At 56.7% G+C, this 25,606-nt stretch carries 24 protein-coding genes and 1 pseudogene; 18 read left to right on the top strand and 7 right to left on the bottom strand.

Annotated features, from left to right (window positions below; all coding sequences use genetic code 11):
- Positions 1–9 precede the first annotated feature (9 nt).
- Positions 10–243: a YdcY family protein gene (locus tag B3511_RS10075; protein WP_040075575.1), complete on the top strand. Its 234-nt coding sequence runs from the start codon at positions 10–12 to the stop codon at positions 241–243.
- A 1-nt stretch (position 244) separates the two neighbouring features.
- Here B3511_RS10075 and B3511_RS10070 read toward each other — a convergent pair whose 3' ends face one another.
- Positions 245–694, bottom strand: coding sequence for a DMT family transporter (locus tag B3511_RS10070; RefSeq protein ID WP_040075577.1), 450 nt, complete (start codon positions 692–694; stop codon positions 245–247).
- Positions 691–1,209, bottom strand: coding sequence for a GNAT family N-acetyltransferase (locus B3511_RS10065; protein ID WP_286782141.1), 519 nt, complete (start codon positions 1,207–1,209; stop codon positions 691–693). Before B3511_RS10065 ends, B3511_RS10070 begins: the two co-directional genes overlap by 4 nt.
- Before the next feature lie 150 nt (positions 1,210–1,359).
- Between B3511_RS10065 and B3511_RS10060 the strand changes: the two genes are divergently transcribed.
- The 4 genes from B3511_RS10060 (at position 1,360) to B3511_RS10045 (ending at position 5,689) form a co-directional block, all read left to right on the top strand.
- Positions 1,360–1,935, top strand: coding sequence for a helix-turn-helix domain-containing protein (locus B3511_RS10060; protein ID WP_040075580.1), 576 nt, complete (start codon positions 1,360–1,362; stop codon positions 1,933–1,935).
- Between the two features lie 65 nt (positions 1,936–2,000).
- Positions 2,001–3,038 (top strand): NADP-dependent oxidoreductase, encoded by a 1,038-nt coding sequence (locus B3511_RS10055; protein WP_212475962.1) that lies wholly within the window; start codon positions 2,001–2,003, stop codon positions 3,036–3,038.
- A gap of 257 nt (positions 3,039–3,295) precedes the next feature.
- Complete coding sequence (locus B3511_RS10050; RefSeq protein ID WP_286782138.1) at positions 3,296–3,964, top strand: GntR family transcriptional regulator; 669 nt, start codon at positions 3,296–3,298, stop codon at positions 3,962–3,964.
- Between the two features lie 186 nt (positions 3,965–4,150).
- On the top strand, positions 4,151–5,689 hold the full coding sequence (locus B3511_RS10045) for a methyl-accepting chemotaxis protein (protein ID WP_286782136.1): 1,539 nt from the start codon (positions 4,151–4,153) through the stop codon (positions 5,687–5,689).
- Positions 5,690–5,726: 37 nt separating this feature from the next.
- On the opposite strand, the gene pqqU is transcribed toward B3511_RS10045, so the two are convergent.
- A complete protein-coding gene (gene pqqU, locus B3511_RS10040) occupies positions 5,727–7,841 on the bottom strand; it encodes a TonB-dependent receptor PqqU (protein WP_286782134.1) in 2,115 nt (704 codons plus the stop codon).
- A gap of 264 nt (positions 7,842–8,105) precedes the next feature.
- Between pqqU and B3511_RS10035 the strand changes: the two genes are divergently transcribed.
- Positions 8,106–9,167 (top strand): YncE family protein, encoded by a 1,062-nt coding sequence (locus B3511_RS10035; protein ID WP_207293740.1) that lies wholly within the window; start codon positions 8,106–8,108, stop codon positions 9,165–9,167.
- A gap of 74 nt (positions 9,168–9,241) precedes the next feature.
- On the opposite strand, the gene ansP is transcribed toward B3511_RS10035, so the two are convergent.
- Positions 9,242–10,738 (bottom strand): L-asparagine permease, encoded by a 1,497-nt coding sequence (gene ansP / locus B3511_RS10030; protein ID WP_286782131.1) that lies wholly within the window; start codon positions 10,736–10,738, stop codon positions 9,242–9,244.
- Positions 10,739–11,163: 425 nt separating this feature from the next.
- Between ansP and B3511_RS10025 the strand changes: the two genes are divergently transcribed.
- Positions 11,164–12,147, top strand: coding sequence for an aldo/keto reductase (locus B3511_RS10025; RefSeq protein ID WP_046885389.1), 984 nt, complete (start codon positions 11,164–11,166; stop codon positions 12,145–12,147).
- A 1-nt stretch (position 12,148) separates the two neighbouring features.
- Here B3511_RS10025 and B3511_RS10020 read toward each other — a convergent pair whose 3' ends face one another.
- Entirely contained in the window at positions 12,149–13,039 is an 891-nt protein-coding gene (locus tag B3511_RS10020) for a LysR family transcriptional regulator (RefSeq protein WP_046885390.1), read from the bottom strand.
- A 110-nt stretch (positions 13,040–13,149) separates the two neighbouring features.
- Between B3511_RS10020 and B3511_RS10015 the strand changes: the two genes are divergently transcribed.
- On the top strand, positions 13,150–13,548 hold the full coding sequence (locus B3511_RS10015) for a (R)-mandelonitrile lyase (protein ID WP_286782127.1): 399 nt from the start codon (positions 13,150–13,152) through the stop codon (positions 13,546–13,548).
- A gap of 29 nt (positions 13,549–13,577) precedes the next feature.
- Here B3511_RS10015 and B3511_RS10010 read toward each other — a convergent pair whose 3' ends face one another.
- Positions 13,578–15,113 carry a methyl-accepting chemotaxis protein gene (locus B3511_RS10010; protein ID WP_286782125.1) on the bottom strand — a complete coding sequence of 512 codons (1,536 nt, stop codon included), beginning with the start codon at positions 15,111–15,113 and terminating at the stop codon, positions 13,578–13,580.
- A gap of 343 nt (positions 15,114–15,456) precedes the next feature.
- Between B3511_RS10010 and B3511_RS10005 the strand changes: the two genes are divergently transcribed.
- From B3511_RS10005 to pptA, 10 genes and pseudogenes are all read left to right on the top strand, one after another.
- Complete coding sequence (locus B3511_RS10005) at positions 15,457–15,996, top strand: AAA family ATPase (RefSeq protein WP_046885393.1); 540 nt, start codon at positions 15,457–15,459, stop codon at positions 15,994–15,996.
- A gap of 110 nt (positions 15,997–16,106) precedes the next feature.
- Entirely contained in the window at positions 16,107–17,087 is a 981-nt protein-coding gene (locus B3511_RS10000) for an LLM class flavin-dependent oxidoreductase (protein WP_286782123.1), read from the top strand.
- Positions 17,084–18,205: an amidohydrolase gene (locus B3511_RS09995; protein ID WP_286782122.1), complete on the top strand. Its 1,122-nt coding sequence runs from the start codon at positions 17,084–17,086 to the stop codon at positions 18,203–18,205. The genes B3511_RS10000 and B3511_RS09995 overlap by 4 nt, the downstream gene beginning before the upstream one ends.
- A gap of 15 nt (positions 18,206–18,220) precedes the next feature.
- Positions 18,221–20,484 (top strand): annotated as a pseudogene (locus B3511_RS09990) (NtaA/DmoA family FMN-dependent monooxygenase).
- A 9-nt stretch (positions 20,485–20,493) separates the two neighbouring features.
- Complete coding sequence (locus tag B3511_RS09985) at positions 20,494–21,003, top strand: GNAT family N-acetyltransferase (RefSeq protein ID WP_286782121.1); 510 nt, start codon at positions 20,494–20,496, stop codon at positions 21,001–21,003.
- Positions 21,004–21,013: 10 nt separating this feature from the next.
- Positions 21,014–21,940, top strand: coding sequence for an amino acid ABC transporter permease (locus B3511_RS09980; RefSeq protein ID WP_286782120.1), 927 nt, complete (start codon positions 21,014–21,016; stop codon positions 21,938–21,940).
- Positions 21,924–22,697 (top strand): amino acid ABC transporter ATP-binding protein, encoded by a 774-nt coding sequence (locus B3511_RS09975; protein WP_046885400.1) that lies wholly within the window; start codon positions 21,924–21,926, stop codon positions 22,695–22,697. The genes B3511_RS09980 and B3511_RS09975 overlap by 17 nt, the downstream gene beginning before the upstream one ends.
- 9 nt (positions 22,698–22,706) lie before the next feature.
- Complete coding sequence (locus B3511_RS09970) at positions 22,707–23,594, top strand: transporter substrate-binding domain-containing protein (RefSeq protein WP_286782117.1); 888 nt, start codon at positions 22,707–22,709, stop codon at positions 23,592–23,594.
- A gap of 40 nt (positions 23,595–23,634) precedes the next feature.
- Positions 23,635–24,252 (top strand): glutathione S-transferase family protein, encoded by a 618-nt coding sequence (locus tag B3511_RS09965; protein WP_040075609.1) that lies wholly within the window; start codon positions 23,635–23,637, stop codon positions 24,250–24,252.
- 36 nt (positions 24,253–24,288) lie between these two features.
- On the top strand, positions 24,289–24,519 hold the full coding sequence (gene pptA / locus B3511_RS09960; protein ID WP_040075610.1) for a tautomerase PptA: 231 nt from the start codon (positions 24,289–24,291) through the stop codon (positions 24,517–24,519).
- A gap of 144 nt (positions 24,520–24,663) precedes the next feature.
- On the opposite strand, the gene B3511_RS09955 is transcribed toward pptA, so the two are convergent.
- The gene (locus B3511_RS09955) at positions 24,664–25,587 is read right to left on the bottom strand and encodes a LysR family transcriptional regulator (protein WP_286782115.1); all 924 of its coding nucleotides are present in this window, start codon (positions 25,585–25,587) and stop codon (positions 24,664–24,666) included.
- Between the last annotated feature and the right edge of the window lie 19 nt (positions 25,588–25,606).

Here is a 25,606-nt window from a genome sequence, read left to right as displayed (position 1 = left end):
GGAGTGACAATGTCACATTTAGAGGAAGTGATCGCCCGCGTAGATGCCACCCTTGAAGAGAGCGTGATTACGCATATGAATGAGTTGCTGATTGCGCTCAGCGATGACGCCGCCCTGAGCCGCGAAGATCGCTATACCCAACAGCAACGTCTGCGCACTGCCATTGCCCATCATGGTAAACAGCATAAAGAAGAGATGGAGGCCCGCCACCAGCAGCTGACGAAAGGCGGCACCATTCTCTGAGTCAGAACTGGCGCCTTGCCACCAGCCAGGCGCCAATCACCAGCATGATCGCACCCGATACCGGCCCAATCAGCGCCCGCAGGGGGATCCCCTGACTGCGTACCACATCCATCACCAGCCCGCCGATCAACTGACTGGCAACCAGCACCGCAATGGTGGTGGCGGCGCCCACATACTGATAACCGCTAATGCTGGCGAAGACAAAGAACGACCCCAGCAGTCCCGGAATTAAGGTCCACCACTTCAGGGTGTGCACCAGCTCGCTAAACCCCGCCACGCCATTTTTAATCAGCAAGATCGAGACGAACAGCACAATGCCCACCAGCGAATTTAGCAGCATGGCGATCAGGATGGTGCTGGAGGACTGGGTGATCCGCACCATCAGAGTGTTTTGCACGACCAGGCCAATGCCTGCCGCCACCAGAAATACCAGCGTTAATGACTGATTCATCCGATGGCGTCCGGGTCGGTGCGCTCATCAAGCTGCAGCTGCATAAAGGTGAGGTCCAGCCAGCGGCCAAACTTGGTGCCCACCTGCGGCATCTGGCCCGTGTTGATAAAGCCTAAGGTTTCGTGCAGATGAATAGAGCCGCGGTTTTGCGCTTCGATACCGGCGACCATCACATGCTTGCCAATGTTCCGCGCTTCGATAATCAGCTGTTTCATTAACGCCCGACCGATGCCTTTGCCCTGGTGCTCAGGATGAATATAGACAGAGTGCTCCACGGTGTGGCGGAAGCCATCGAAAGCACGCCAGTCGCCAAAGGAGGCATAACCGACAACCTGACCCTCCTGCTCGCAGACCAGTACCGGGTAACCCATCAAGGTTCGCGCTTCATACCAGGCGATACGGTTGTCGGTATCAACGGTTGTATCATTCCAGATCGCGGCGGTATGCAGCACCGCGTGGTTATAAATCTCGCCAATGGCGGCGCAATCTTCTTTACAGGCGTGACGGATAAGCATGGAGAAACCTCGGCGTGTATTGTTCACTATAGTAGTACGGTGCGTCACCATATTACACAAGCGGGCGCCGCTCTCGCTACGGTATAAACCATATCTTTTTGTTATCAAAAACGGCGTTGAAATAGATTTTCTAAACTATAGTATTACGCCATGAATACTATGTCAGACAACATCAATCATCGCATCAGCGCGCGTATTCGCCTTGAGCGAGAGTCCCGGGGATGGTCGTTAAGCGAGCTTGCCGAGCGTGCGGGCGTATCGCGGGCGATGATCCACAAAATTGAACGCGCCGACAGCAGCCCAACGGCGACATTGCTGGCGCGTCTGTCCGGTGCGTTTGGCATTAGCATGTCCACCCTGATTGCCCGCGCCGAGATGCAGGAGGGCAAGCTGCTGCGTCTGGAAAATCAACCCGTCTGGCGTGACCCGCAAACGCATTATCTACGACGACATGTTTCGCCGCGCACCGACCTGCCTATCGATCTGGTGCAGGTAGAACTGCCTGCCGGGAGTGATGTGCCGATGCCTGCGTCGTCGTATGCGCTGGCACGCCAGCTGATCTGGTTACAATCGGGGGAACTCATTTTCCAGGAAGGGGATACCCGCCACGAGATGCACGCCGGCGACTGCCTCGAACTGGGGCCGCCAAATGACTGCCGGTTCATCAACGAAAGCGACGCTCCCTGCGTTTACCTGATCGTTCGGCTTAATCAATCCGGCGCATAATGGCCAGGCGAACCTGGGAGGTTAACGCTAGTCTTTAAAGACATTTGCATAAACAGGAGTGATGTATGAGTCTGTCTTCAACACAGAATCGTCAATGGGTTCTGGCCTCCCGTCCCCATGGCGCACCCACCGTAGAGAACTTTCGTCTGGAAAAGACCTCGGTCCCTCAGCCTGAAGAGGGCCAGCTCTTACTGCGCACCGTTTATCTCTCGTTAGATCCCTATATGCGCGGGCGTATGAGCGATGCCCCCTCCTATTCACCGCCGGTTGAGATCGGGGCGGTCATGGTGGGTGGCACGGTCAGCCGCGTTGAACAATCCCAACACCCTGACTATCCCGTCGGCGAATGGGTACTGAGCTACAGCGGCTGGCAAGATTATGCGTTGTCGGACGGTACAGGCCTGGTGAAACTGGGCAGCAACCCGCAGCACCCTTCCTGGGCGCTGGGTATCCTGGGAATGCCGGGCTTTACGGCCTACATGGGCCTGCTGGATATTGGCCAGCCCAAATCAGGCGAAACCCTGGTGGTGGCTGCGGCTACCGGGCCGGTTGGTGCCACCGTCGGGCAGATTGGTAAAATCAAAGGCTGTCATGTGGTCGGGATTGCCGGGGGAGCGGAAAAATGTCGCCATGCCGTCGAGGTCCTGGGCTTTGACCGCTGTATCGATCACCACGCAGACGACTTTGCGCAGCAGCTGAAACAAGCCTGTCCTGAGGGTATCGATATCTATTATGAGAATGTGGGTGGCAAGGTGTTTGATGCGGTACTGCCGCTGCTGAATACCTCGGCCCGCGTTCCGGTCTGTGGTCTGGTTAGCGGATATAACGCTACCGATTTGCCGCCCGGACCCGATCGTCTGGGACTGCTGATGGGCACCATCCTGAAAAAACGCATTCGCATGCAGGGTTTTATCATCGCTCAGGACTATGGCGATCGCATCGACGAGTTTCAGCAGGAGATGGGGCGCTGGGTGAACGAAGGTAAAATACACTACCGCGAACAGGTAACGGACGACCTGGAAAATGCCCCGCAGGCGTTCATCGGTTTGCTGGAAGGTAAGAACTTCGGCAAAGTGGTTATACGCGTGGCGAAAGATAACTAACTTTTGCGGATATGGCGGATTGTTCCGCCATATTAAGTTGTGCAAATTTCCAAATAACGTCTTTAATTATACAAGCAAAGATTACTCCAGTCGTCCCTGTGGATTGAGTTAATTCAATCACTTAGGCAGGTTTGCTGTTAGTTATTGTTTCTCTTAGCACGAACCAGGCATGCAGATACAGGACATATCATACCCGCAGTGGCGAATTTCCCGCCGCTGCGGCTAACAAGGGTAAGTGTTGGTTACAGGAATAGAACATGCTGGATTTGGACAACTTAGAAAAAGCTCAACGAATGAGCCTGACGACGCAGGTTGAAATGAGTCTTAAAAGCGCCCTGATTGCAGGCGCGCTGAAACCAGGCGCCCGGCTCGTCACCAAAGAGATTGCGGATAAATTAGGTACCAGTATTACTCCTGTGCGTGAAGCGTTGCTGCGGTTGGTCTCCGCAGGTGCACTGCACGCGACCCCGGCGCAAGCGTTTCTGGTGCCGGAAGTGTCACTCGAGCGTTATAGAGAAGTTAACGCCATTCGTAAGACGCTGGAGGGCATGGCCGCTGAAGAGGCCTGTTTGCAAATGTCCGCCGAGAAACTGACGACGTTGCGAAACCTGTCAGAGAAATTCCATGAAGCGATGCACAACGGTGAAGTTGAGCGAGCGCTGCATGCCAACCGGGCCTTTCGCTTTACGCTGTATCACTATGCCGGTATGCCCACGCTGATGTCGCTTATCGAGCAGCTATGGGTACGCATTGGCCCCTGTTTTAATTGCCTCTATGACGAGAATATCGATCTCCCGTCGTCTACGTATCGCTATGATGCACTGCTCCGTGCGCTAGAAAAAGGCGATGTCGAGGGCTGTCGGACCGCCATCGATAAAGTAATAGATGAAGCGAACGACATATTGATTCTGCAATATTTAAGCTAAGTCATTTTCTAAACCGGGCTCGGCGGTAATATCGCTCGATATTGCGCTGTCAATAATTTCCGGCAGACTTTGTGCTGCCGGAAACGTTATTTCATTTCTCGACTGATAAGACCAGACTGACGCTGAAATAACCAATTGTCCTGCCGATAACCTTAAAAGGCACAGTTGCCTTTTAAGGAGCCAGGAATGAGTGTCAGTCAACGATTACGTAATATAAAAATGAGCAAAAAGCTCGCCGCAGGTTTTGGTCTGGTGCTGCTGTTAGTGGCGGTATCAACACTGATGAGCGTATTGCGCTTTAAAGAGATCCGCGATGTCTACCAGCAAACCAATCTGATCTACAACATCAACATCGAGGTTTTCCAGGCCAAGATTAACCGTCTCAAATTCCTCTATACCGCTGACGAGAAGTCGGGTCAGCTGATGGCAAATTATGTCAAACACGCCGCTGAATTAACCACCGAAGCGCAGCAGCTGGAGTGGACCACGCAAGAGAAGGCGATTGTCGATGATGTGGCGGGGCACCTGGCCCGTTTTGGCCGTAGCGTAAGCGAAATGCAGACCTCCATGACGGCGTATACCGCTGACAAGAACGACCCGGCAGCCGTTGCCGCGCTGAAAGCGGCAGAAGATAACGTCAAAACCGCAGGGGATGACAGTAGCGCCTCTCTGCGCGCCATTATCGCCCTGGTGAAAAAGCATAACGATGCGTTGGCTTATAGCTCCAGTACCATCACCGCCATTGTTGGCGTGGTGGCGATTCTGTTCGGGATCATTGTCTCCTGGTGGGTCACCCGCCAGATTACCCATCCGGTGAAACACAACCTGCAGCTGGCGGAACGGATTGCCAGCGGCGATCTCAGCTCCGAAATCCATCCGCAGGGTGAAGATGAGCTGGGTAAACTGACCGGGGCGATGGGCCGGATGAACGAGAAACTGCGCGCCATGATTGGCGAAGTACGCAGCAGCGTGGCGCAGGTGTCGCTGGCGGCTTCCGAAATCGCCGAGGGCAACACCGATCTCTCTTCCCGTACCGAGCAGCAGGCAGCTGCCGTCGTCGAGACCGCCGCCAGTATGGAAGAGCTCACCGCCACGGTAAAAAACAACGCCGACAACGCCCGTCACGCCAGTCAGCTGGCGGCAGAAGCCTCGCAAACCGCCACCCAGGGCGGACGCGTGATGCAGGATGTGGTCAGTACCATGAGCGACATCAATACCAGTTCGCAGAAAATTGCCGATATCACCGCAGTGATTAACAGTATCGCCTTCCAGACCAATATCCTGGCGCTGAACGCCGCCGTCGAGGCCGCCCGCGCGGGTGAGCAAGGGCGCGGCTTTGCCGTTGTGGCGAGCGAAGTGCGCAGCCTTTCGCAGCGCAGCTCGCAGGCGGCGAAGGATATTGAACTGTTGATTAGCGAATCGGTCTCGCGCATTACCACCGGTAGCGACCTGGTGGCGAAAGCCGGGCAGACCATGGAGCAGGTGGTGAACTCGGTCACCCGGGTGAATGACATTATGGGAGAGATCTCCTCGGCATCGGAAGAGCAGAGCCGCGGCATTGAGCAGATTTCGCGTGCGGTGATGGAGCTGGATACCACAACCCAGCAAAACGCCTCGCTGGTGGGCGCCTCGTCAACGGCGGCAGAGGCGCTGGAAGATCAGGCGCGTCTGCTGGAGACGCTGGTTGCCGCGTTCCGCCTGGATCAGAAGGCGCAGCTGGCTTAAAAAAGCACCGGCAGCGCAAGGCTGCCGGTTTTTTTTATTACTCGAAACGGTACGACACCGACAAGCCGACGCCGTAGTTACGCCCCGGCGCGGGTTCGTAGTAACGCCCATTCGATTCATTGACAATAACCGAACCGGCATACTCTTTGTCGAACAGGTTATCCACGCGACCAAAGAGGTCCATTCCCCAGTTACCGTAGTTAAACTTGTAGCCGGTGTTCAGGCCAACAACGGTATAGGAGGGGGCTTTCGCCGTGTTTTCATCGTCCGCCATAATGTCACTCATATAGCGCACATCGGTGCCGGCGTACCAGCCTTCAACAGGCTGCCAGCCAAAGGAGGCAAAGCCCATATTACGGGCGATGCCCGGCATACGGTTACCGTTGCAGTCGCTGTCGGAACAGACGTTCGTGCGGTAGGTGGCATCCAGATAGGTCCACGCCATTTTCAGCTTCCAGTTCTCGGCGAACTGCTGATCCAGGGCCACTTCGACCCCCTGACGGCGGGTTTTCCCGGCGTTTTTATAGCTGGTACGGCCGCCGCCGCTGGCATCGACCACAATCTCATCATCGGTATCGGTACGGAACAGCGCGGCGGTCAGCAGACCATTACCAATGCGCGTTTTGCTCCCCACTTCCCAGGTATTGTTGGTCGATGGCTTCAGGCCGAAGTTAAGCCCGCCCTGGCCGTCAGAGCGGTAGGAGAGTTCGTTGATGGTCGGGGTTTCGAACCCGCGTCCGGCCGCGGCATACAGATTCCAGCCGTCGGTCACCGCATATTTCAGGGAGCTGGCCGGCAGCCATTTGTGGTAGCTGGCGTCGCCGCTGTCATCGCCATTTTTGCCCTGAATATAGTGGTCGTTGGAGTCAAAGTAGACCGAGCTGTAACGCACGCCCGCGTCCAGGGTCAGCTTCTGGGTTAGCTGCCAGCTAGTCTGCAGATAGGGGTCGACGTTCCACATCAGGTTGCGTTCTTTGCGACGCAGGTTACCTTTTTCGCCGAAAGTAGGCACGCCGTTATTGCGCACGTAGTTTTCATAGCCGCGGCGGTTCTCACTCATGTTCTCGTAATTAAGACCGGTGGTGAAAGTCATTGGCACCAGCAGCTCGCCCCGGTGGGTCCAGCGGGTGTCGATACCCTGATAATGACGCTGCATATCAATCACGCCGCCGGAGTGCGTTGGATTCTGCTGCGGACCAATGGGGATCGACTGGTACTGGTTCATTTCACGCTCACCCGCGTACATCATCACGCTCAGGTCGTCCTGCTGGCTCAGTTGGCGCTCATAGCGCAAGCCGGCCTGCGTCTGTTTGATGTTTTTGCGGGTATTGTACTGTTCGGCACGCGGCGACTGGGTCGGATTAGCACGCCACTCCTGTTCGGTCAGCCCGCCCGGGTCGTCGGCTTTAATATCCACGCTGTTGAACAGCAGGGTCAGCTTACTGACATCGTCAATGCGCACGCCCAGTTTGGCGTTGGCGAGATTTTTACGCGCGCCGCTGTGGTCGCGATAGCCTTTGGTGGTGAAACGGGTGGTTGAAACGGTGTAATCCACGTCGCCCGGCTGGGTGCCGTCGCCCATCGCTCCGGTGGCCTTCATGCCATAACGCCAGCTGCCGAAGCTGCCATAGTAGCTGCTGGCTTCAATGGTATTTGGCTGTTTGCCGGTCTCGGTGGCGACGTTGATCACCCCGCCGGAGGCATTGCCATACAGGGCAGAGAAGGGGCCGCGCAAGACTTCCACGCTCTCGACGCTGCTGAGATCGATATTGGAGGTCTGCCCCTGGCCATCCGGCATCGTAGCGGGGATGCCGTCGACATACATACGGATGCCGCGCACGCCGAAGGTAGAGCGGGCGCCAAAGCCACGCATCGACAACTGCAGATCCTGGGCATAGTTCTGGCGATTCTGAATCTGCAAGCCCGGCACGCTGCCCAGCGACTCCGACAGGTTAATGCGCGGCGTAGCCTGACGCATATCTTCGCCGTTCACCACGCTGACGGCGGCGGGGGTGTCCAGTTCTGAAACGGTTTGCGGCGTTGCGCTGACGATCATGGTCTGTTCGTCGGCAGCCATGGCGTTAAAGGGGGTAAAGACGACAGGAACCAACAGCAGGGGAAACGTTGCCTTACTGGCAGAAATGATTTTCATGAATAGTTGCCGATAGTGGAATTAAACGTACCAAATGGAACATGTGCGTGTATGTTAAATGTTTTGTAAATGTATTGAAAACCATAAACGCACATTGCGTTAATCGAAGTGTAGATAAAAAAGACGGATCGCAACGGAAGCGGCAAGATTTACTCCACATTCATATAAATAATGATTAGTATTCGCATTCAATAAATGCAAAGCCATGACTTTGCAGCCGGAAGCGATGTCAGCCATTCCACCTATGTTTAAAAGGGAGTTGTTATGAATTTACGTCATCTGTGCTCACCGCGTCTGCGTGGTTCTTTGCTGCTGGGTTCTCTGCTAGTAGCGGGTACGTTCAATGTCCATGCCGCCGAAGAGATGCTGCGTAAAGCGGTGGGAAAAGGCGCTTACGAGATGGCCGTCAGCCAGCAGGAGAACGCGCTGTGGGTTGCCACCACCCAGAGCCGCAAAACAGATAAAGGCGGGGTGGTCTATCGTCTTGATCCCGTCACCCTCGAAGTGACCCAGGCCATTCATAACGATTTGAAACCTTTTGGCGCGACCATCAACAACGCCACGCAAACCCTGTGGTTTGGCAATACCACCAACAGCGCCGTCACCGCGATCGATGCGAAAACGGGTGAAGTAAAAGGGCGCCTGGTGCTGGACGATCGTCAGCGCAGCGAAACGGTTAAACCGCTGCAGCCGCGCGAGCTGGTGGCCGATGACACCACCAACACCGTCTATATCACTGGTATCGGCAAAGAGAGCGTGATCTGGGTTGTGGACGGCGCCACGCTGAAGCTGAAAGAGACCATCGCCAATACCGGTAAGTTCAGCACTGGTCTGGCGCTGGATGCACAGGCGAAACGCCTTTACACCACCAATGCCGACGGTGAACTGCTGACCATTGATACCGCTACCCACAAAATTCTCAGCCGTAAAAAACTGCAGGATGACGGGAAAGAGCACTTCTACCTGAACCTGAGCCTGGACGTGGCGGGCCAGCGCGCCTTCCTCACCGACTCCAAACAGCCGGAAGTGCTGGTTGTCTCGCTGAAAGATGGCAGCGTGATCAAGAAAGTGGCGGCGCCAGAGTCGCTGGCCGTGCTCTTCAACCCGACGCGTAATGAAGCCTACGTGACGCATCGCGAAGCGGGTAAAGTGAGCGTGATCGACACCAAAACCTATAAAGTGACCAAAACCTTCGAGACCCCGACCTTCCCGAACAGCCTGGCACTTTCTGCCGATGGCAAAACCCTGTACGTGACGGTGAAGCAGAAGTCTACCCGTCAGCAGGAAGCGACCCAGCCTGACGATGTGATTCGTATTGCGCTTTAAGGGTAGTTGACCTTACGCAGGCAAATAAAAAGGGAAGGCGCTATGCCTTCCCTTTTTTTAGTGGCTAAGTTCGATTAACGCGAGGTCTCTTCAACCAGCGGACCATCCTGATTTCCCTCTTCAGCATGAACCGGGGCAGTGCTATGGATTTCATGCACGCGCTTACGCACCCCGAACCAGCCGGCAACCAGCAGAATAGCCAGCAGCGGAATGGTCGCGATGGTGTAGGTCCCGTTCGGGTAGTCAAAGGCCATCAGCACCAGCACGCTAAGCAGGAACAGCAGGGTGAGCCAGGAGGTCACCGGTGCGCCCGGCAGCTTGAATTTCACCTCGGCGGCTTTACCCTCTTTGATGGCCTTGCGCAGACGCATCTGGCACACCACGATAAAGGCCCAGGAGGCGATAATACCTAGCGCGGCAACGTTCAGCACAATCTCAAATACCTGAGAAGGCACCAGATAGTTCAGGAACACGCCAAACACATAGACTACCAGCGTGGCGAGGATCCCGGCATAAGGGACCTGCTGCTTGCTCATCTTTGACATGAACTTCGGTGCAGAGCCACCCATCGACATAGAGCGCAGAATACGGCCGGTGGAGTAGAGGCCTGAGTTCAGGCTGGAGAGCGCGGCGGTAAGCACCACGATGTTCATGATGCTGCCCACATACGGCACGCCCAGCTTCGAGAAGAAGGTGACGAACGGGCTCTGACCTGCCTGGTACGCATTCCACGGCAGCAGCAGTACCAGCAGCACCACGGAGCCGACATAGAACAGGCCGATACGCCAGATCACGCTATTGATCGCTTTCGGTACCATCGTCTGCGGATCTTTACATTCGCCTGCCGCGGTACCGACCAGCTCAATGGAGGCAAAGGCGAAGACCACGCCCTGAACCAGTACCAGCGCAGGCAGCAGGCCGTGTGGGAAGAGGCCGCCGTTATCAGTGATTAAATGGAAGCCGGTGGCATTGCCGTCCAGCGGCTTGCCGGTACCGAGAAACACGGTACCCACCACCAGGAAGATCACAATCGCCAGAACTTTTACCAGCGCAAACCAGAACTCCATCTCGGCGAACCACTTCACGCCAATCATGTTCATGGTGCCCACAATCGCCAGCGCGCCCAGCGCGAAGACCCACTGCGGAACATCGCCAAACGCGCCCCAGTAGTGCATATAGAGCGCCACGGCGGTGATATCGACAATACCGGTCATCGCCCAGTTGACGAAGTACATCCAGCCGGCAACATAGGCGGCTTTTTCACCGAGGAATTCACGGGCATAGGAAACAAAACTGCCGCTGGAGGGGCGGTGTAAAACCAGTTCGCCCAATGCGCGTAAGATGAAGAAAGAGAAGATGCCGCATACCAGATAGACCAGCGCCAGTGCCGGACCCGCCATCTGCAGGCGCGCGCCTGCACCTAAAAACAACCCCGTACCGATTGCGCCGCCAATTGCGATCATCTGCACCTGACGGTTGCCCATCGCCTTGTGATACCCCTCTTCGTGGGCATCCAGCCAGCGACGTTTTGCCGCCTGATGGTCGGCTGCGCTTTTATTGCTTGTTTTCATTGAGTTACCTGTTTACCTGTCTGAATCATCCTCGGATGTCCTCTCTCCGGCCCCGGCGACACAAACGATTGCCTTTGGCCGGAAACATGCTCCCTTTCCAGTTATTCTTCGTGTGGAATAGGCGAAACATGGCGAAGCATCCTACCCGCAATTAATAAGTGACGCAAAATATAACGGGTCGAAAGTGATAGAGGTCGAAAAAATTCGTCTGGTCAGAGCAGGCGCGGGTTACAGAGGGCTGAATCGGTTAAAATTTTGAAACTGTATTTCGCTTAAATGGCGTACAACACATCAGGTTTGCTTAATTATTAGACAGTGAAATTGATGAATAGGATTCATAACGTTAAGCATATTGCTGGCGTAGTATTCATTAAATTTCCCGTTCACACTTGTTGAGGTCATTTAACAACCTCATGAGGCAAACAATGCAGCAGCGACAGTTAGGTTCAAACGGTTTACAGGTATCCGCCCTCGGGCTGGGCTGCATGGGGCTAAGCTATGGCTACGGCCCGGCAACCGATAAAGCGCAGGCCATCTCTCTGATTCGTAACGCCGTAGAAAACGGAGTGACCTTGTTTGATACGGCAGAAATTTACGGCCCGTTCATCAATGAAGAGGTGGTCGGTGAGGCGCTGGCGCCGGTACGTGATCAAGTGGTGATTGCTACCAAGTTCGGCTTCGACTGTACACAGCCGGGCCAGGTATTGAACAGCCGACCGGCGCACATTCGCGCCGCCGTGGAGGGATCGCTGAAACGGCTGAAAACCGAGGTTATCGATCTCTATTATCAGCACCGCGTCGATCCGGATGTGGGCATCGAGGAGGTGGCCGGTACTCTCAGGGATCTGATTGCAGAGGGGAAGGTTAAGTATTTTGGCCTTTCTGAGGCGGGGGTGGAGACTATCCGCCGCGCCCATGCTGTGTGCCCGGTTTCTGCTTTGCAGAGCGAATATTCCCTCTGGTGGCGGGAGCCGGAGAAAGCCATTTTACCGCTTCTGGCTGAGCTGAATATCGGCTTTGTCCCCTTCAGCCCGCTCGGGAAAGGTTTTCTGACCGGCGCGATTAACGCACAGACCACGTTTGATGCGCAGGACTTCCGTAATCAGGTGCCGCGTTTTAGCGAAGCCTCGCGGCTGGCGAATCAGCAGCTCATCGATGTGGTGCAACGCCTCGCCAGAGAGCAGGGGGTGACCCCGGCGCAGATTGCCCTGGCGTGGCTGTTGGCGAAAGCGCCATGGATAGTGCCTATTCCCGGTACCACCAAACAGCACCGTCTGCTGGAGAACCTCGGTGCCGCAGAGGTGACGTTGTCACCTGACGCGCTGGCACGAATTAACCAGGCGCTGGAAGGCATTGATGTAGTGGGAGATCGCTATCCGAAACATCTTCAGGCGCGAGTGGGCAAATAAACTATTGCTGACGTAACGCCTCCAGAAACAGGGCAAAGGCCGTGGTGTGCTGACGGCGGCTGGGGTAGTAGAGGTGATAGCCATCGAAAGGCGTGCACCACTCCTCCAGTACCCGAATCAACCGACCTTCGGCGAGTGCCTGCTGGACAGTATCATCCGGCACGTAGGCCAGACCTAACCCGGCCTCGGCGGCATCCAGTCGCTGAGGCAGGTTATTGAGCGTAAGCTGCCCGTCAACCCGCACCCGCAGCTCCCGGCCCTCTTTTTCAAACTCCCAGGCATATAATCCACCGCGCGTCGGTAAACGCATATTGATGCAGCGGTGGTTTTCCAGCTGTTCTGGCGTTTCTGGCACGCCGTAACGGGCAAAATAGGCGGGCGAGCCGACGACTGCCATGCGCATATCCGGGGCGATCCGTACCGCGATCATATCTTTCGCCACCTGCTCACCAAGCCGTATCCCCGCGTCAAAGCGACCATCAACAATGTCCGTCAACCCGTTGTCGACCGTCACCTCAATATGGATATCGGGATACTGCGCCATAAACGGCTTCAGTACCGGCCACAGCACCGCCGACATGGCATGCTCTCCGGCGGTGATACGAATATTCCCGGCCGGTTTGTCACGCATATCGCGCAGGGCTGTCAGCTCTTGTTCAATCTCCAGCAGATGGGGACGCAAACGGAGAAATAACTGCTCGCCCGCCTCGGTGGGGGCCACGCTGCGGGTGGTGCGGGTCAGCAGGCGCACATCAAGGCGCGCCTCCAGATTACGCATCGCATGGCTAAGCGCCGACTGAGAGACCCCCAGCTGCGCCGCCGCACGGGTAAAACTGCGCTCGCGTGCCACCACCATAAAGGAGAGCAGATCGTTAAAATTGTCTTTCAGCATGCCGGGCTTCCCATTAATGAATTTGGCTCATGGTTCCTTTCTGATTATGCAGTCTAATCGGCGCAGCAGAGGTGCGCTACTGTTAACGCATCAGCTAAACAGGAGCGAAAATGAAAATTATCCGAAATGGTTCACTGCCCTCCGTGCGCGGCCCCGAAGCATGGTTTACCGGCGCCGTACGCATTGATGCCCCGTTTCAGGCAACCGGGCCCGCCACCGTCGGTGGCGCAACTGTCACCTTTGAACCCGGCGCACGCACGGCCTGGCACACCCATCCGCTGGGACAAACGCTCATTGTCACCCAGGGGCGCGGCTGGCTGCAGGCATGGGGCGAAGAGGCGCAGCAGCTGAATGCAGGGGATATCGCCTGGATCCCACCCGGCGTAAAACACTGGCACGGGGCGAGCAGCGAAAACGCAATGATCCATATTGCTATTGCGGAATCGGTGGACGGCAGCCCGGTGACGTGGATGGAGAAGGTCAGCGACGAGCAGTATCAGGGCCGCTAACGGCCCGATACCTGGCAAAGGGCGACCGTTTAGCCGCCAAATACCGCAATCGCGTGCTGCAGGCGGGTGGTGCGTTGGGTGAGGTGATTTGCCGCCTGGGTGACATTATCAACCATGGCGGTATTGTTATGGGTCATCACGCCAATACGTGAAATGGCGGTATTGATAAGGGACAACGCCTGCGTCTGTTCCCGAGTCGCGTGGCCTATCTCTTTAATCAATGTCGACATGGTCAGCACGTTGCCGATCATTGCGCTCAGGTGGGTTTCAGTCTGCTCCACTTTATCCACGCCGGCGTTAACACTGGCGACGTTTTTCTCAATCAGCGCTTTGATCTCTTTTGCAGCGGAGGCAGAGTGCTGCGCCAGGTGGCGCACCTCGGCTGCCACCACCGCAAAGCCCCGACCGGCGTCCCCGGCGCGCGCGGCCTCGACCGCGGCGTTCAACGCCAGAATATTGGTCTGAAACGCGATACGATCAATCACCCCGATAATGTCGACGATCTGGCTATTATCCTGTGATACCGCCTGCATCATGCCAATGGTCTGCTTCATGATCGCTTCGCTATGGTCTGCGCTGGTACGGGTCTGGTCGGCCATCAGGATCGCTTCACGGGCTGTTTCGGCGGTCTGTTTTACCGCACTGGCTATCTCTTCTACGGCGGCGGCGGTTTGCTGCAGATCGTCCGCCATCTCCTCCGAACGCGCCTGCAGCGCATCGCCCTCGGTGGCAACCCGCTGGCTGATCTCGCGAATACCGGCAATTTGAGTCCCTACGTCGTCAACCAGCGAATTGAGATTCAACCCTGACTGGTTTACCAGGCGCATCATCAACCCAATTTCATCCACGCGGTCAAAATGGTAATAATCGGTTTTTCGGCCTGAAACGACGCGCTGCATCTGTTTAACGATTGTTTTTAGCGGGCGGCAAATCTGGCTATTGAGATAGCACGCCTGCAAGACAAATAAGAGGGCCAGCACGGAGGCTTGCCAGAGCGGCTGAGTAAATAAAAAAGGGGTCGTCATCGCCAGAGCGGCGAATACCACCATTGCATAATTGACCCGACTGGCGGTGCTAATACGCTTAAATAATGATAAGAAAGAGAGAAGACCCCGGCGTATCAGCACCCCTTTATAAAAGCGATGCCCTTTTAATTCATTATTGCAGACGCGTGCGTATAATTTTTCGCTGGCGGCGATTTCGTCGCGCAGGGGAATATTACGCACTGAAATATAGCCGGTCAGCGTGTCGTTCTGATAAACGGGCGTCACGTTGGCACGCACCCAGTAGTGATCGCCATTCTGGCGGCGGTTTTTCACCAGCCCTGTCCAGCTCTCGCCTTGTTGCAGGGTGTACCACAGATCGCTAAAGGCCTCCGGCGGCATATCCGGATGACGAATCACATTATGCGGCTCGCCAATTAGTTCTTCTTCTTTATAACCGCTGGCCGCAATAAAAGCCGAGTTGGCGTAAGTAATATGACTTTGCGTATTCGTGGTCGACATTAACGTCGTGCCATCGTTAAGCAAATACTCGTTTTGTGTAACAGGACTGTTACGCCTCATACGTTACTCCAGGGTGGTGTCGTCATAAATAGCGATTACCCGATAAAGTATCAGGCAAGATAAAGTATTTATTTTTATAAACCAGGCGGCGTATTCTCCACAAAATATCTGGAATTAGAAAGTGCCTAAATTAAATAATTTTTAATACCGTGCCGACGATAATGTAATAAAAATGAAAATAACATCACCATGTTAATAAGCAGGGCGGGTGAATGAAGTGACTTAAGTGAAATAAAAAGCGCGAAATGAATCCGTGGGCAAAACTATTGTTTTGAACTGCCGTTTCATTAACAAGCTGAAAACGCTATTATACGCCCCCGATAATCCCTGACGGAGCCCGTTTGTGAAGATCAATCTTATTGGTACCAGCGGCAGTGGTAAAAGCACCCTGGCGCGACGCCTCGCCGCCGAACTGCATCTCCCTTATATCGAAATGGATACGCTCTACTGGCGGCCAGCGTGGCAAGGTACGCCTGATGAGGAGCTCTTTGCAAAGCTGGAAAACGTCCTCAGCGCTACGCCGGGCTGGGTGCTGGATGGCAACTACAATCGCACGCGTCCCGTAAAGTGGCGTGATGTGGATCTGATTATCTGGGTCGATTACGGGTTTATGCGTACGCTTCGCCAGGCGGTGGTAAGGGCAGCTAAACGCGCCTGGAGCCAGCAAGAGTTATGGCCCGGCACCGGCAATCGCGAGAGCTTTCGCCGTTCCTTCTTCAGCCGCGAATCGGTTCTGCTCTGGACCATTAAAACCTGGCGCAGCAACCGTGCGCGCTATGAAGCCGACATGGCTAACCCGCAATTTTCCCATATTCGCTTTGTGCGGATAACCCGACGCCAGCAGGCCGACGATCTGATTGCTGAGCTACGCACAATGGCGTAATTCGTTGCGCTATTTCTGATTTCCGGCAAACCAAATGTAAATTAATTGTTTCTCAGCGCTGAAATCGCCCTTTAATAATGACGACATGTTAAGTCAAACGAGAACAAAACATGTCCTGGCGAATCAGCATTCTGGATAAAAGTCCCGTTGCGGAAAACGACACCGCCGCCGATGCGCTGGCGCGTACCTTACAGCTGGCCAGGCAGGCCGAAGCCTGGGGTTACCACCGCTTCTGGATTGCCGAGCACCACAACACCGCGCAGCTGGCCAGTCCATCCCCGGAGTTACTGATTGCCTGGATCCTCGGGCAGACCTCCCGCATCCGCGTCGGCTCTGGCGGCGTAATGCTGCAACACTACAGCCCTTATAAAGTGGCAGAAAACTTCAACGTGCTGGCTAATCTCGCCCCTGGCCGGGTCGATCTCGGCGTCGGCAAAGCCCCGGGCGGACTGCCGCTCTCGACCCGCGCCCTGCAACAGGGGGTGAATCCGCAGGAGAAGGGCAGTTTCGCCGAACAACTGACCCAACTGGACGGCTGGCTAACCCCCTCTGATAACGAACTGCGTGCCACTCCGCTGCCCGCCATTCCGGCGCAGGGGTATCTGCTGGGGGCCAGCATCGAGAGCGCACTGCTGGCGGCGCGCCTTAACTGGAACTTTGTCTTCGCCGCGCACCTGAACGGCGACCCCGATCTGCTACGCGATGTGATTGCCACCTGGCGCGCCAGCAGTGCGCTGGACGTGATAGTGGCCGTGCAGGCCATCGTCGCGCCGACCCAGGCCCAGGCCGATGCCCTGGCGGAAAAGGTCGAGGTGTGGGGCGTGGAGCTGGTGAATGGCCAGCGCGTGTCGGTAGCCAGCGAAGAGCAGGCTTATGCTTTCGCACGCCAGGCGGGTAGCGAGCCGCTGCGCATTGCCCGCCGCGCCCAGTCGCTGCTGGCAGGCACCGCAAAGTCAGTGGCGGCGCAATTGCAGGCGCTGCATGACCGCTGGGGCATCGACGAATTTATTATCGATACGCCGATCGCCGACGGGCAGAGCCGGGCGCAGTCCTTGCGTCTGCTGGCGCAAACCCGCGAGGTGCTGGCATGAACTTCAATGAACAACTGATCGCCTGGCGGCGCGAGCTGCATCGCTACCCGGAGCTGTCGGGCGAGGAAGTGGAAACCACCGCCCGCATTCGCCGCTGGCTCGATAACGCCGGGATCGCCGTACTCCCGTATGACATCCCGACGGGCGTGATCGCCGAGATCGGCACCGGGCCGAAACAGATCGCCCTGCGGGCCGATATTGATGCCTTACCCATCGATGAGCGCAGCGGTGTTGCGTTTAGCTCGCAACACGCCGGGGTGATGCACGCCTGCGGTCACGATATTCACACCAGCGTGATCCTCGGCGCGGCCCTGCAGCTAAAAGCCCGTGAAGCCACGCTGCCCGGTCGCGTGCGTATTCTGTTCCAGCCCGCAGAAGAGAACTTTGGCGGCGCGAAAAGCCTGATCCGCGCGGGAGCCCTGCAGGGTGTCAGCGCTATCTTTGGCATGCACAACGAACCCGGTTTGCCGGTGGGAGCCTTTGCCACCCGTGGGGGCCCGTTCTATGCCAACGTCGATCGCTTTGTCTTTCGTATCACCGGTAAAGGTGCCCATGCGGCGCGCCCGCATGAGGGTTCAGACGCTATCGTGCTCGCCAGCCAGTTAGTTACGGCCCTGCAGAGCGTGGCCAGCCGTAATGTTAATACGCTGGAGTCGGTGGTGCTCAGCGTAACCCGTATCGAAGGGGGCAATACCTGGAACGTCCTGCCGGAAAGCGTCGAGTTGGAGGGGACCCTGCGTACCCACAGCACCCAGGTACAGCAGAAGGTGAAGGATCGGGTCAGTGAAATTGCCGCCGGCTTTGCCAGCGCGTTTAACGCCCAGATTGATGTCACCTGGTACACCGGCCCGTCGGCGCTGGTTAACGATGCGCACTGGGCTGATTTCGCCACCGCCGTGGCCAGGGAGACCGGCTACGAAACCCACCACGCCGAACTGCATATGGGGGGAGAAGATTTTGCGGTGTACCTGCAACAGATCCCCGGTGCGTTCGTCAGTATTGGCAGCGCCAGCGCGTTCGGACTGCACCATCCGGCGTTCAATCCGGACGAGGCATTAATCGAGCCCGCCGCACGATATTTCGCGCAGCTTGCAGAGAAAGCGTTACAACACATTTAATCGTAAGGGGTGAATATGTCTGCAACACGACAATTGCGACTGGGGACCATACTGCATGGCGCTTCCGGAAATATGTCGGCCTGGCGCCATCCGGCGGCGATTGCCGATGCCAGTATTAATTTTAACTTTGTTAAAGAGACGGCGTTAAAGGCGGAAGCGGGCAAGCTGGACTTTATTTTTGTCGCCGACGGTCTTTATATTAATGAGAAGTCGATTCCGCATTTTTTAAATCGCTTCGAACCCCTGACGGTATTATCCGCTCTGGCGACCCTGACCTCACGCCTGGGACTGGTGGGCACGCTCTCCACCTCCTATAGCGAACCCTTTACCGTGGCCCGGCAGTTTGCCAGCCTCGACCACCTGAGCAACGGGCGCGCGGGCTGGAACGTGGTGACCTCGCCGCTGGAAGGCTCGGCGAAAAACTTCTCCCGGGATAAACATCCGGAGCACGCGCTACGTTATCGCATCGCCGACGAGTATCTGGAGGTGGTAAAAGGGCTTTGGGACTCCTGGGAGGCAGACGCTTTTATTCGTGATAAAGAGAGCGGTCAGTTTTTTGATCCTGAAAAGCTGCATACCCTCAACCATCGGGGCGATTTCTTCCAGGTAGCAGGGCCGCTGAATATCGGGCGTACGCCGCAGGGGCGACCGATTGTATTTCAGGCCGGGGCGTCAGACGACGGCAAAAAGCTGGCGGCGAAACATGCCGACGCCATTTTTACTCACCACGACAGCCTGCAGGAGGCCCGCGCCTTTTATGAGGATGTTAAACAACAGCTCGAATTACACGGTCGCCGCCACGAGGAGTTACATATTTTTCAGGGGGTGAGCGTCATTGTGGGCAAAGATGCCGATGACGTAGAGCAACAATATCAAACCACGGCGGCGTTAGTGTCCATTCATGACGCGCTCAACTATCTGGGTCGTTATTTCGAGCATCACGATTTCGCGCAATATCCTCTCGACGAACCCTTCCCGGACATCGGCGAGCTGGGGCAGAACAGCTTTCGCAGCACCACCGATGAGATCAAGCGCAATGCCCGCGAGCGCAAGCTCACGCTGCGCCAGGTTGCGCTGGAGGCGGCCTCACCGCGCCCGCGTTTTTCCGGCACCCCGCAAGAGGTGGCAGACGGTCTGCAGCAGTGGTTCGACGCCCGGGGCGCGGACGGTTTTATCATTCAGGGCGGCACGCCGGAGACCTTCCCGCGCTTTGTCGATGAGGTGGTGCCGATCCTGCAGTCCCGCGGCCTGTTCCGCACCGACTATCCTGGGACCACCCTGCGCGACAGCCTGGGGTTAGAGCAGCCTGAAAACCAGTTCGTAAAATAATAAAAGAGACATCCGCTATGCAGAAAACATCGCTTATTCTGGCGCTCGCGCTGGCCTTTACCCCTGCCGTCTGGGCAGAGAATGTCAATATTAACGGCACCGGCGTGAGCCTTGAGGCCAATAAAACCCCAATCCATACCCCGAAAAACGACGAAGCGGTGGCACAGTTGCCGAAAGACTATCGCTTTGCGGTGCCGGGGAAGTTTACCGTGGCGGTGGCAGCGTTAAATTCACCGCCGCTGACTGTTTTTTCTGATGACAACAAAACGTTGCTGGGCAGTGAAGTCGACGTCGCGCGGCTCGTCGCCGATAGCCTTGGGCTGGCGCTGAACGTGGTGCCAACCTCCTGGGAGGACTGGCCGCTGGGGGTCTCGTCCGGCAAATATGACGCCGCAATCAGCAATATTACCGTGACCAAAGCGCGCAAAGAGAAGTTCGACTTTGCCACCTACCGAAAAGACTCTCTCGGCTTCTACGTTAAATCCTCCAGTCCGATCCACGCCATTGAGAAAGCGGAAGATATCGCCGGACTGCGCATTATTGTGGGCTCCGGCACTAATCAGGAGGCCATCCTGCTGGCGTGGAATGAGCAGAACCTCAAAAAAGGGCTGAAACCCTTTATCCCGGTCTATACCAAGGATGACGCGGCGCAAACCCTGGCGATCCAGTCGGGTCGTGCTGATGCCTTTTTTGGCCCGAACGTGATTGGGGCCTGGAAAGCCGCGCTCACCGGTAAAACGAAATTGGTGGGCAGCGTGGATGGCGGCTGGCCGAAGGCGGCGCACATCGCCGTGACGCTGAAAAAAGGCGGTGGCCTGGTCGAGCCGGTGCAGACCGCGCTCAACGGGGCGATCAAAAATGGCGATTACGACAAGGTACTCAACCGCTGGGGCGAGGGCGTGGAGCGTATTCCGCACTCTGAAGTGAATCCGGCCGGACTTGGCGACTAAGGAGGCCCCATGAGCGAGCTATTTCGCGACGTTTCGCCGCAAGATGCCGATCTGCAGCCGATTCTCGAAGGACTGTTCCAGGAGTATGCCGACCGCTACGGCGACTACTTCTCGAAAGATGCGGAAGTCGAACTGACCGAGTGGTATTTGAAGCCGCAGGGGCTGTTTATCGTGCTGGAGCGCAACGGGGTGATTATCGCCACCGGCGCGTATAAAGCCTTTGATCCCCAAACCGCAGAGATCAAACGGATCTGGACGGACAAAACGCTGCGTCAGCAGGGGCTGGCGGCCAGGGTGGTGCAGGAGCTGGAGCGCAGGGCAGTGCGTGCAGGTTATAGCCAGATGTACCTTACTACCGGTTTTCGCCAGCCAGAGGCGGTGCGGCTCTATCTCAGTCAGGGGTATCAGCCGCAGTTCGATCTGAATCGCGATCCGGAAGAGTACAGCCAGCCACCGTTCGATGGCCGTCTGCGCTTCACCAAAACGCTGGTGCGCGAAGCGCTCAGTAAAACCGCATGAGGAAGTGACAATGAACAACGTTGAAACCATCAAAGTGGTCCCGGCGCGCTACCCGCTGCGTACCCTGGGGGCCGTTGTGGCACTCTTTGTGCTGGCTGTGGTCGTACAGTCGGTGGCCTTTAATCCGCGCTGGGAGTGGGCGGTGTTTGCCCACTGGTTCTTCGACCCGGTCATCCTGGAGGGGGTGGGGCAGACGCTGTTACTCACCCTGATTGGCACCGCGCTGAGCGTGGTGATTGGCGGCATGCTGGCGCTGGCGCGTCTGTCGTCGTCATGGTTGCTCAGTGGCCTCGCGTGGGGCTATATCTGGCTATTCCGCTCGCTACCGCTGATTGTGGTGCTGATTATTCTCTATAACTTCTCGTATCTGTACGACACGCTCTCTCTCGGAGTGCCTTTTACGCAGATCACCTGGGGCCGTTTTGAGACCATTAACGTGCTCGGGCAGTTCTCCACCGCGGTAGTGGGGCTGACGCTGGTGCAGAGCGCCTATACCGCCGAGATCATTCGCGGCGGTTTTCTGGGGGTGGATCACGGTCAGTATGAAGCGGCCGCTGCGTTGGGGTTACCCGCCTCGCGCCGCACCCTGCGCATCATATTGCCTCAGGCGCTGCGCACCATTCTGCCGGCCGGGTTTAACGAGATCATCAGCCTCGCCAAGGGGACGGCAATGGTTTACGTGCTGGCGATGCCTGAGCTCTTTTACACCATTCAGATGATCTACAACCGTACCCAGGAGGTGATACCGCTGCTGATGGTGGGTGCCGTCTGGTATCTGGCAATCACGACCGTCCTTTCGGCTATTCAACACCTGGTGGAGCGCGGGCTCGCCCGCAGCGAGCGTCGCTCCGCGGTCAACCAGAACCGCAGCGCCAGCCGCAGCCGTTCCGTTATTACTACCCAGACACAGGAGCCTATCCATGCCAGCCTCTCCTGAAGGACATATTTCAATCACCGGCGTCAGTAAGTATTTTGGTCGCCACAAGGCGCTGGATAACGTCTCGCTGGAGATCCCGCCGGGTTCCGTGACGGTGATCCTCGGCCCCTCCGGCTCGGGCAAATCGACCCTGCTGCGCACCATTAACCACCTGGAGCGGGTGGACGAAGGGTTTATTCAGATAGATGGCGACTACATCGGCTATCGCCGTCAGGGCGACAAGCTCTTTGAACTGAAAGAGAAAGCGATCCTCAAGCAGCGGGTGAACGTGGGGTATGTGTTCCAGAACTTTAACCTCTTCCCGCATTTAACGGTGCTGGAAAACCTGATTGAAGCCCCCGTGGCGCACAAAAAGCTGACCCGTAAAGCGGCAGTTGAACGCGCTTACGAGCTGCTGGATGTGGTAGGGCTGCGCGATAAGGCCGACGCCTGGTCGCGCCATCTCTCCGGTGGGCAGCAGCAGCGCATTGCCATCGCCCGCGCCCTGGCGCTGCGACCGCGCGTCATGCTGTTTGATGAACCTACCTCGGCGCTTGATCCTGAGCTGGTGGGCGAAGTGCTGGATGTGATTAAAAAGCTGGCCCGCTCGGGCACCACGCTGGTCGTGGTGACTCATGAGATTGGCTTTGCGCGTGAAGTGGCGGACCAGGTGGTGTTTATGGTCGATGGCAAAATTGTGGAGCAGGGTAGCAGCGACGAAGTTTTGAACCGTCCTTCCCATGCGCGTACGCGCCAGTTCCTCTCGAAAGTGTTGTAAGGAGCGTAGATGAAATATGGACTTCTGGCCGGGCTACTCGTATCCACCGCCAGCCACGCCAGCATTGATCTGCAGGCCAATGAACAGCCGCTGACGGTAACCCTCGACAAACAGGCGGTGGCGAAGATCCCGGCAGATTATCGCTTTATCGAGCCGGGCACCCTGACCGTTGCGATCTCGGCCCTCAATTCGCCCCCGCTGGCGCTTCTGGCCAGCGATAACCGCACCCGTATCGGCAGCGATCCGGATATTGCCCGGCTGCTGGCGGGCAGTCTCGGGTTAAAGCTGAAGCTGATTCCCGTGGCCTGGGAAGACTGGCCGCTGGGGATCATCGCCGGGCGCTACGACGTGGCGCTGGTGAACATAGCGGTGACGGAGCAGCGTAAGCAGAAGTTCGACTTTGCCACCTATCGCGTGGATTCGCTGGCGTTTTCGGTGAAATCCACCAGCGAAATAGCGTCGATCAACACGGCCGCCGATCTGGCGGGCAAAAAAGTGATTGTCGGCTCGGGGACGAATCAGGAGCGGATCCTACTGGGCTGGAATGAAGAAAATATTCGGGCGGGGCGCCAGCCGGCGCTGCCGGTCTACCTGACGGACGATGCCTCGGGCAATCTCTATATACAGTCCGGCAGGGCGGATGTCTTCTTCGGGCCGCAGTCGGTCTCAGCTTACAAAGCGGCCCTCACCGGCAAAACCCGCGTGGTCGGGTTAGGGCCGAAGAAGGCCTATGTAGCAACCACTACCAGGAAGGGCAATGGCCTGGTCTATGCCCTGCAGGCGGCGCTGGACGGGGCAATCCAGCGCGGGGAGTATCAGCAGGTGCTGGCGCGCTGGGGCGAGCAGGGCGAAGCGGTGGAACGATCGGAGGTCAATCCGCCGGGGATAACCTACTAATGCTGCTCTACACTTAGGGTTTCTCTTGCGTGGAGGCAGCATGATTAAAGTCTATGGCGTACCCGGCTGGGGCTCGGCAATCAGTGAGGTGATGCTGACCCTCGCCGATATTCCGTATCAGTTTATCAACGTAGAGGGCTTTGACGCCCCCGGGCCGCAGCGCGAAAGGCTTGAGCGGCTTAACCCGCTGTGCCAGGTGCCCACGCTAGAACTGGAGAATGGCGAGATCATGACGGAGACCGCCGCGATTGCGCTGATGATCCTCGACCGCTGCCCCGAACTGGCGCCGCCGGTAGGGCACAGTGAACGTCAGCAGTTTCAGCGCTTACTCATCTGGCTGGTCGCTAACGTCTATCCCACCTTTACCTACGCCGATTATCCGGAGCGCTGGGCGCCTGATGCACCGCAGCAACTGCAAGAAAACTGTCGGGAGTATCGCAAATCGCTCTATCTGTGGCTGGATAACCATCTCAAGGCCACGCCATGGGCCCTTGGCGAACAGCTCACCTTACTCGACGCCTACCTTGTGGTGATGCGTAGCTGGGGGCCGCGCGGCGAGTGGTTCGCGGCCAATACGCCCAATATCGTCGCCATCGCCGATAAGGTGAGCCAGCTCGCTAAACTGCACAAGGTGCTAAAAGCTAACGAGATAATCTGATAGCGTGAAAGGCTAACTGATAAAGGAGCCCTGCTTATGCCGCACGTTGATATTAAATGTTTCCCACGCGATCTGAATGACGAACAAAAAACCGCTCTGGCAGAGGAGATCGCCGAGGTGATCGTTCGTCACCTGAACAGTAAAGATCGCGCTGTTTCCGTGGCGCTTAACGAAGTTCAGGAAGCAGACTGGAAAGCGCAGGTCTGGGATACGGAGATTGGCCCGAAGCTCGACGAGCTGATTAAGAAGCCGGGATATTCTCTGTAAGGCCAAGACGGTAACGAAGGTTACCGTTTTTTTTAGCGGAATTGTGGCGCGAAGGAGGAGGGCGACATCGGGTCATTCTCTTACGGCATTTACCTGTAAGGTTTGTGAGTTAATACCATCGCCGCTCTCCGCGCACTGTTTCTTTCAGGATAATAATCTTTTAAACCCCCCGGATTTAGCGGCAAAAAGTTCGCTCAGCCAGTCGATAAAGACCCGTACTTTAGGTGTCAGATAGCGTCGGTCCGGAAAGAGAACCGAGACCGGTTTCGATGCGGTGGTGTACTCAGAGAGCACTTCCACCAGTCGGCCGGCGGCGAGATGAGGGGCCATAACCGCATGGATACCCTGGATTATCCCCAGCCCCGACAGCCCGCAGGAGAGCATAATATCGGTGTTGTCGACCAGCATGTGTCTGGCCGGGTGTACCGTCACCGGCGTACCTTCTTTTATAAATCGCCACTTCATCACAACCCGATTGTGCCCGCTGAAAAACATCACGGTCTGGTGTCTGGCGAGATCCTCCGGCGTGCCGGGCACGCCATAGTGCGCCAGATATTCCGGCGTAGCGCAGGTGACCAACCGCGCATCGCCCAGACGTCGTGACACCAGCGTAGAGTCCTGCAATTCGCCAAGGCGGATCACGCAATCAATGCCCTCAGCCACCATATCAACCCGATGATCGGAAGAGGTCAGCTCCAGTTCAATATCCGGATAACGTGCCTGAAAGTCCCTCAGCGCCGGGATCAGTACGGCATGTGCCAGCGAGAGTGGCGTATCAACGCGTAGTCGACCGCGCGGAGGGCGCGTCGGCGAAAACGATGCCATCACATCGTCCATCTCATGCAGCAACGCTTTCGCCCGCTGGAAAAAGAGCTCGCCCTCAGAGGTGAGGCTGACTTTTCGGGTGGTGCGATGCAGTAAGCGCGTACCCAGCTCCTCTTCCAGCTGCTGGATGGCTTTGGTTACGGCGGGGCGATGCAGGTGAAGCACATCCGCCGCCCGGGCGAAACTTCCCCGTTCGGCGACTTCAACAAAAATGGTCATCTGTTCATACATTCTGGCACGCATCGGGATGGCCTCAGCTAAC

This window comes from Leclercia sp. UBA1284, assembly GCF_002308415.1.
Classification (GTDB): Bacteria; Pseudomonadota; Gammaproteobacteria; order Enterobacterales; family Enterobacteriaceae; genus Enterobacter; species Enterobacter pneumoniae.
The sequence above is the reverse complement of the archived record's forward strand: the minus strand, read 5'-3'. Positions and strand labels throughout refer to the sequence as shown.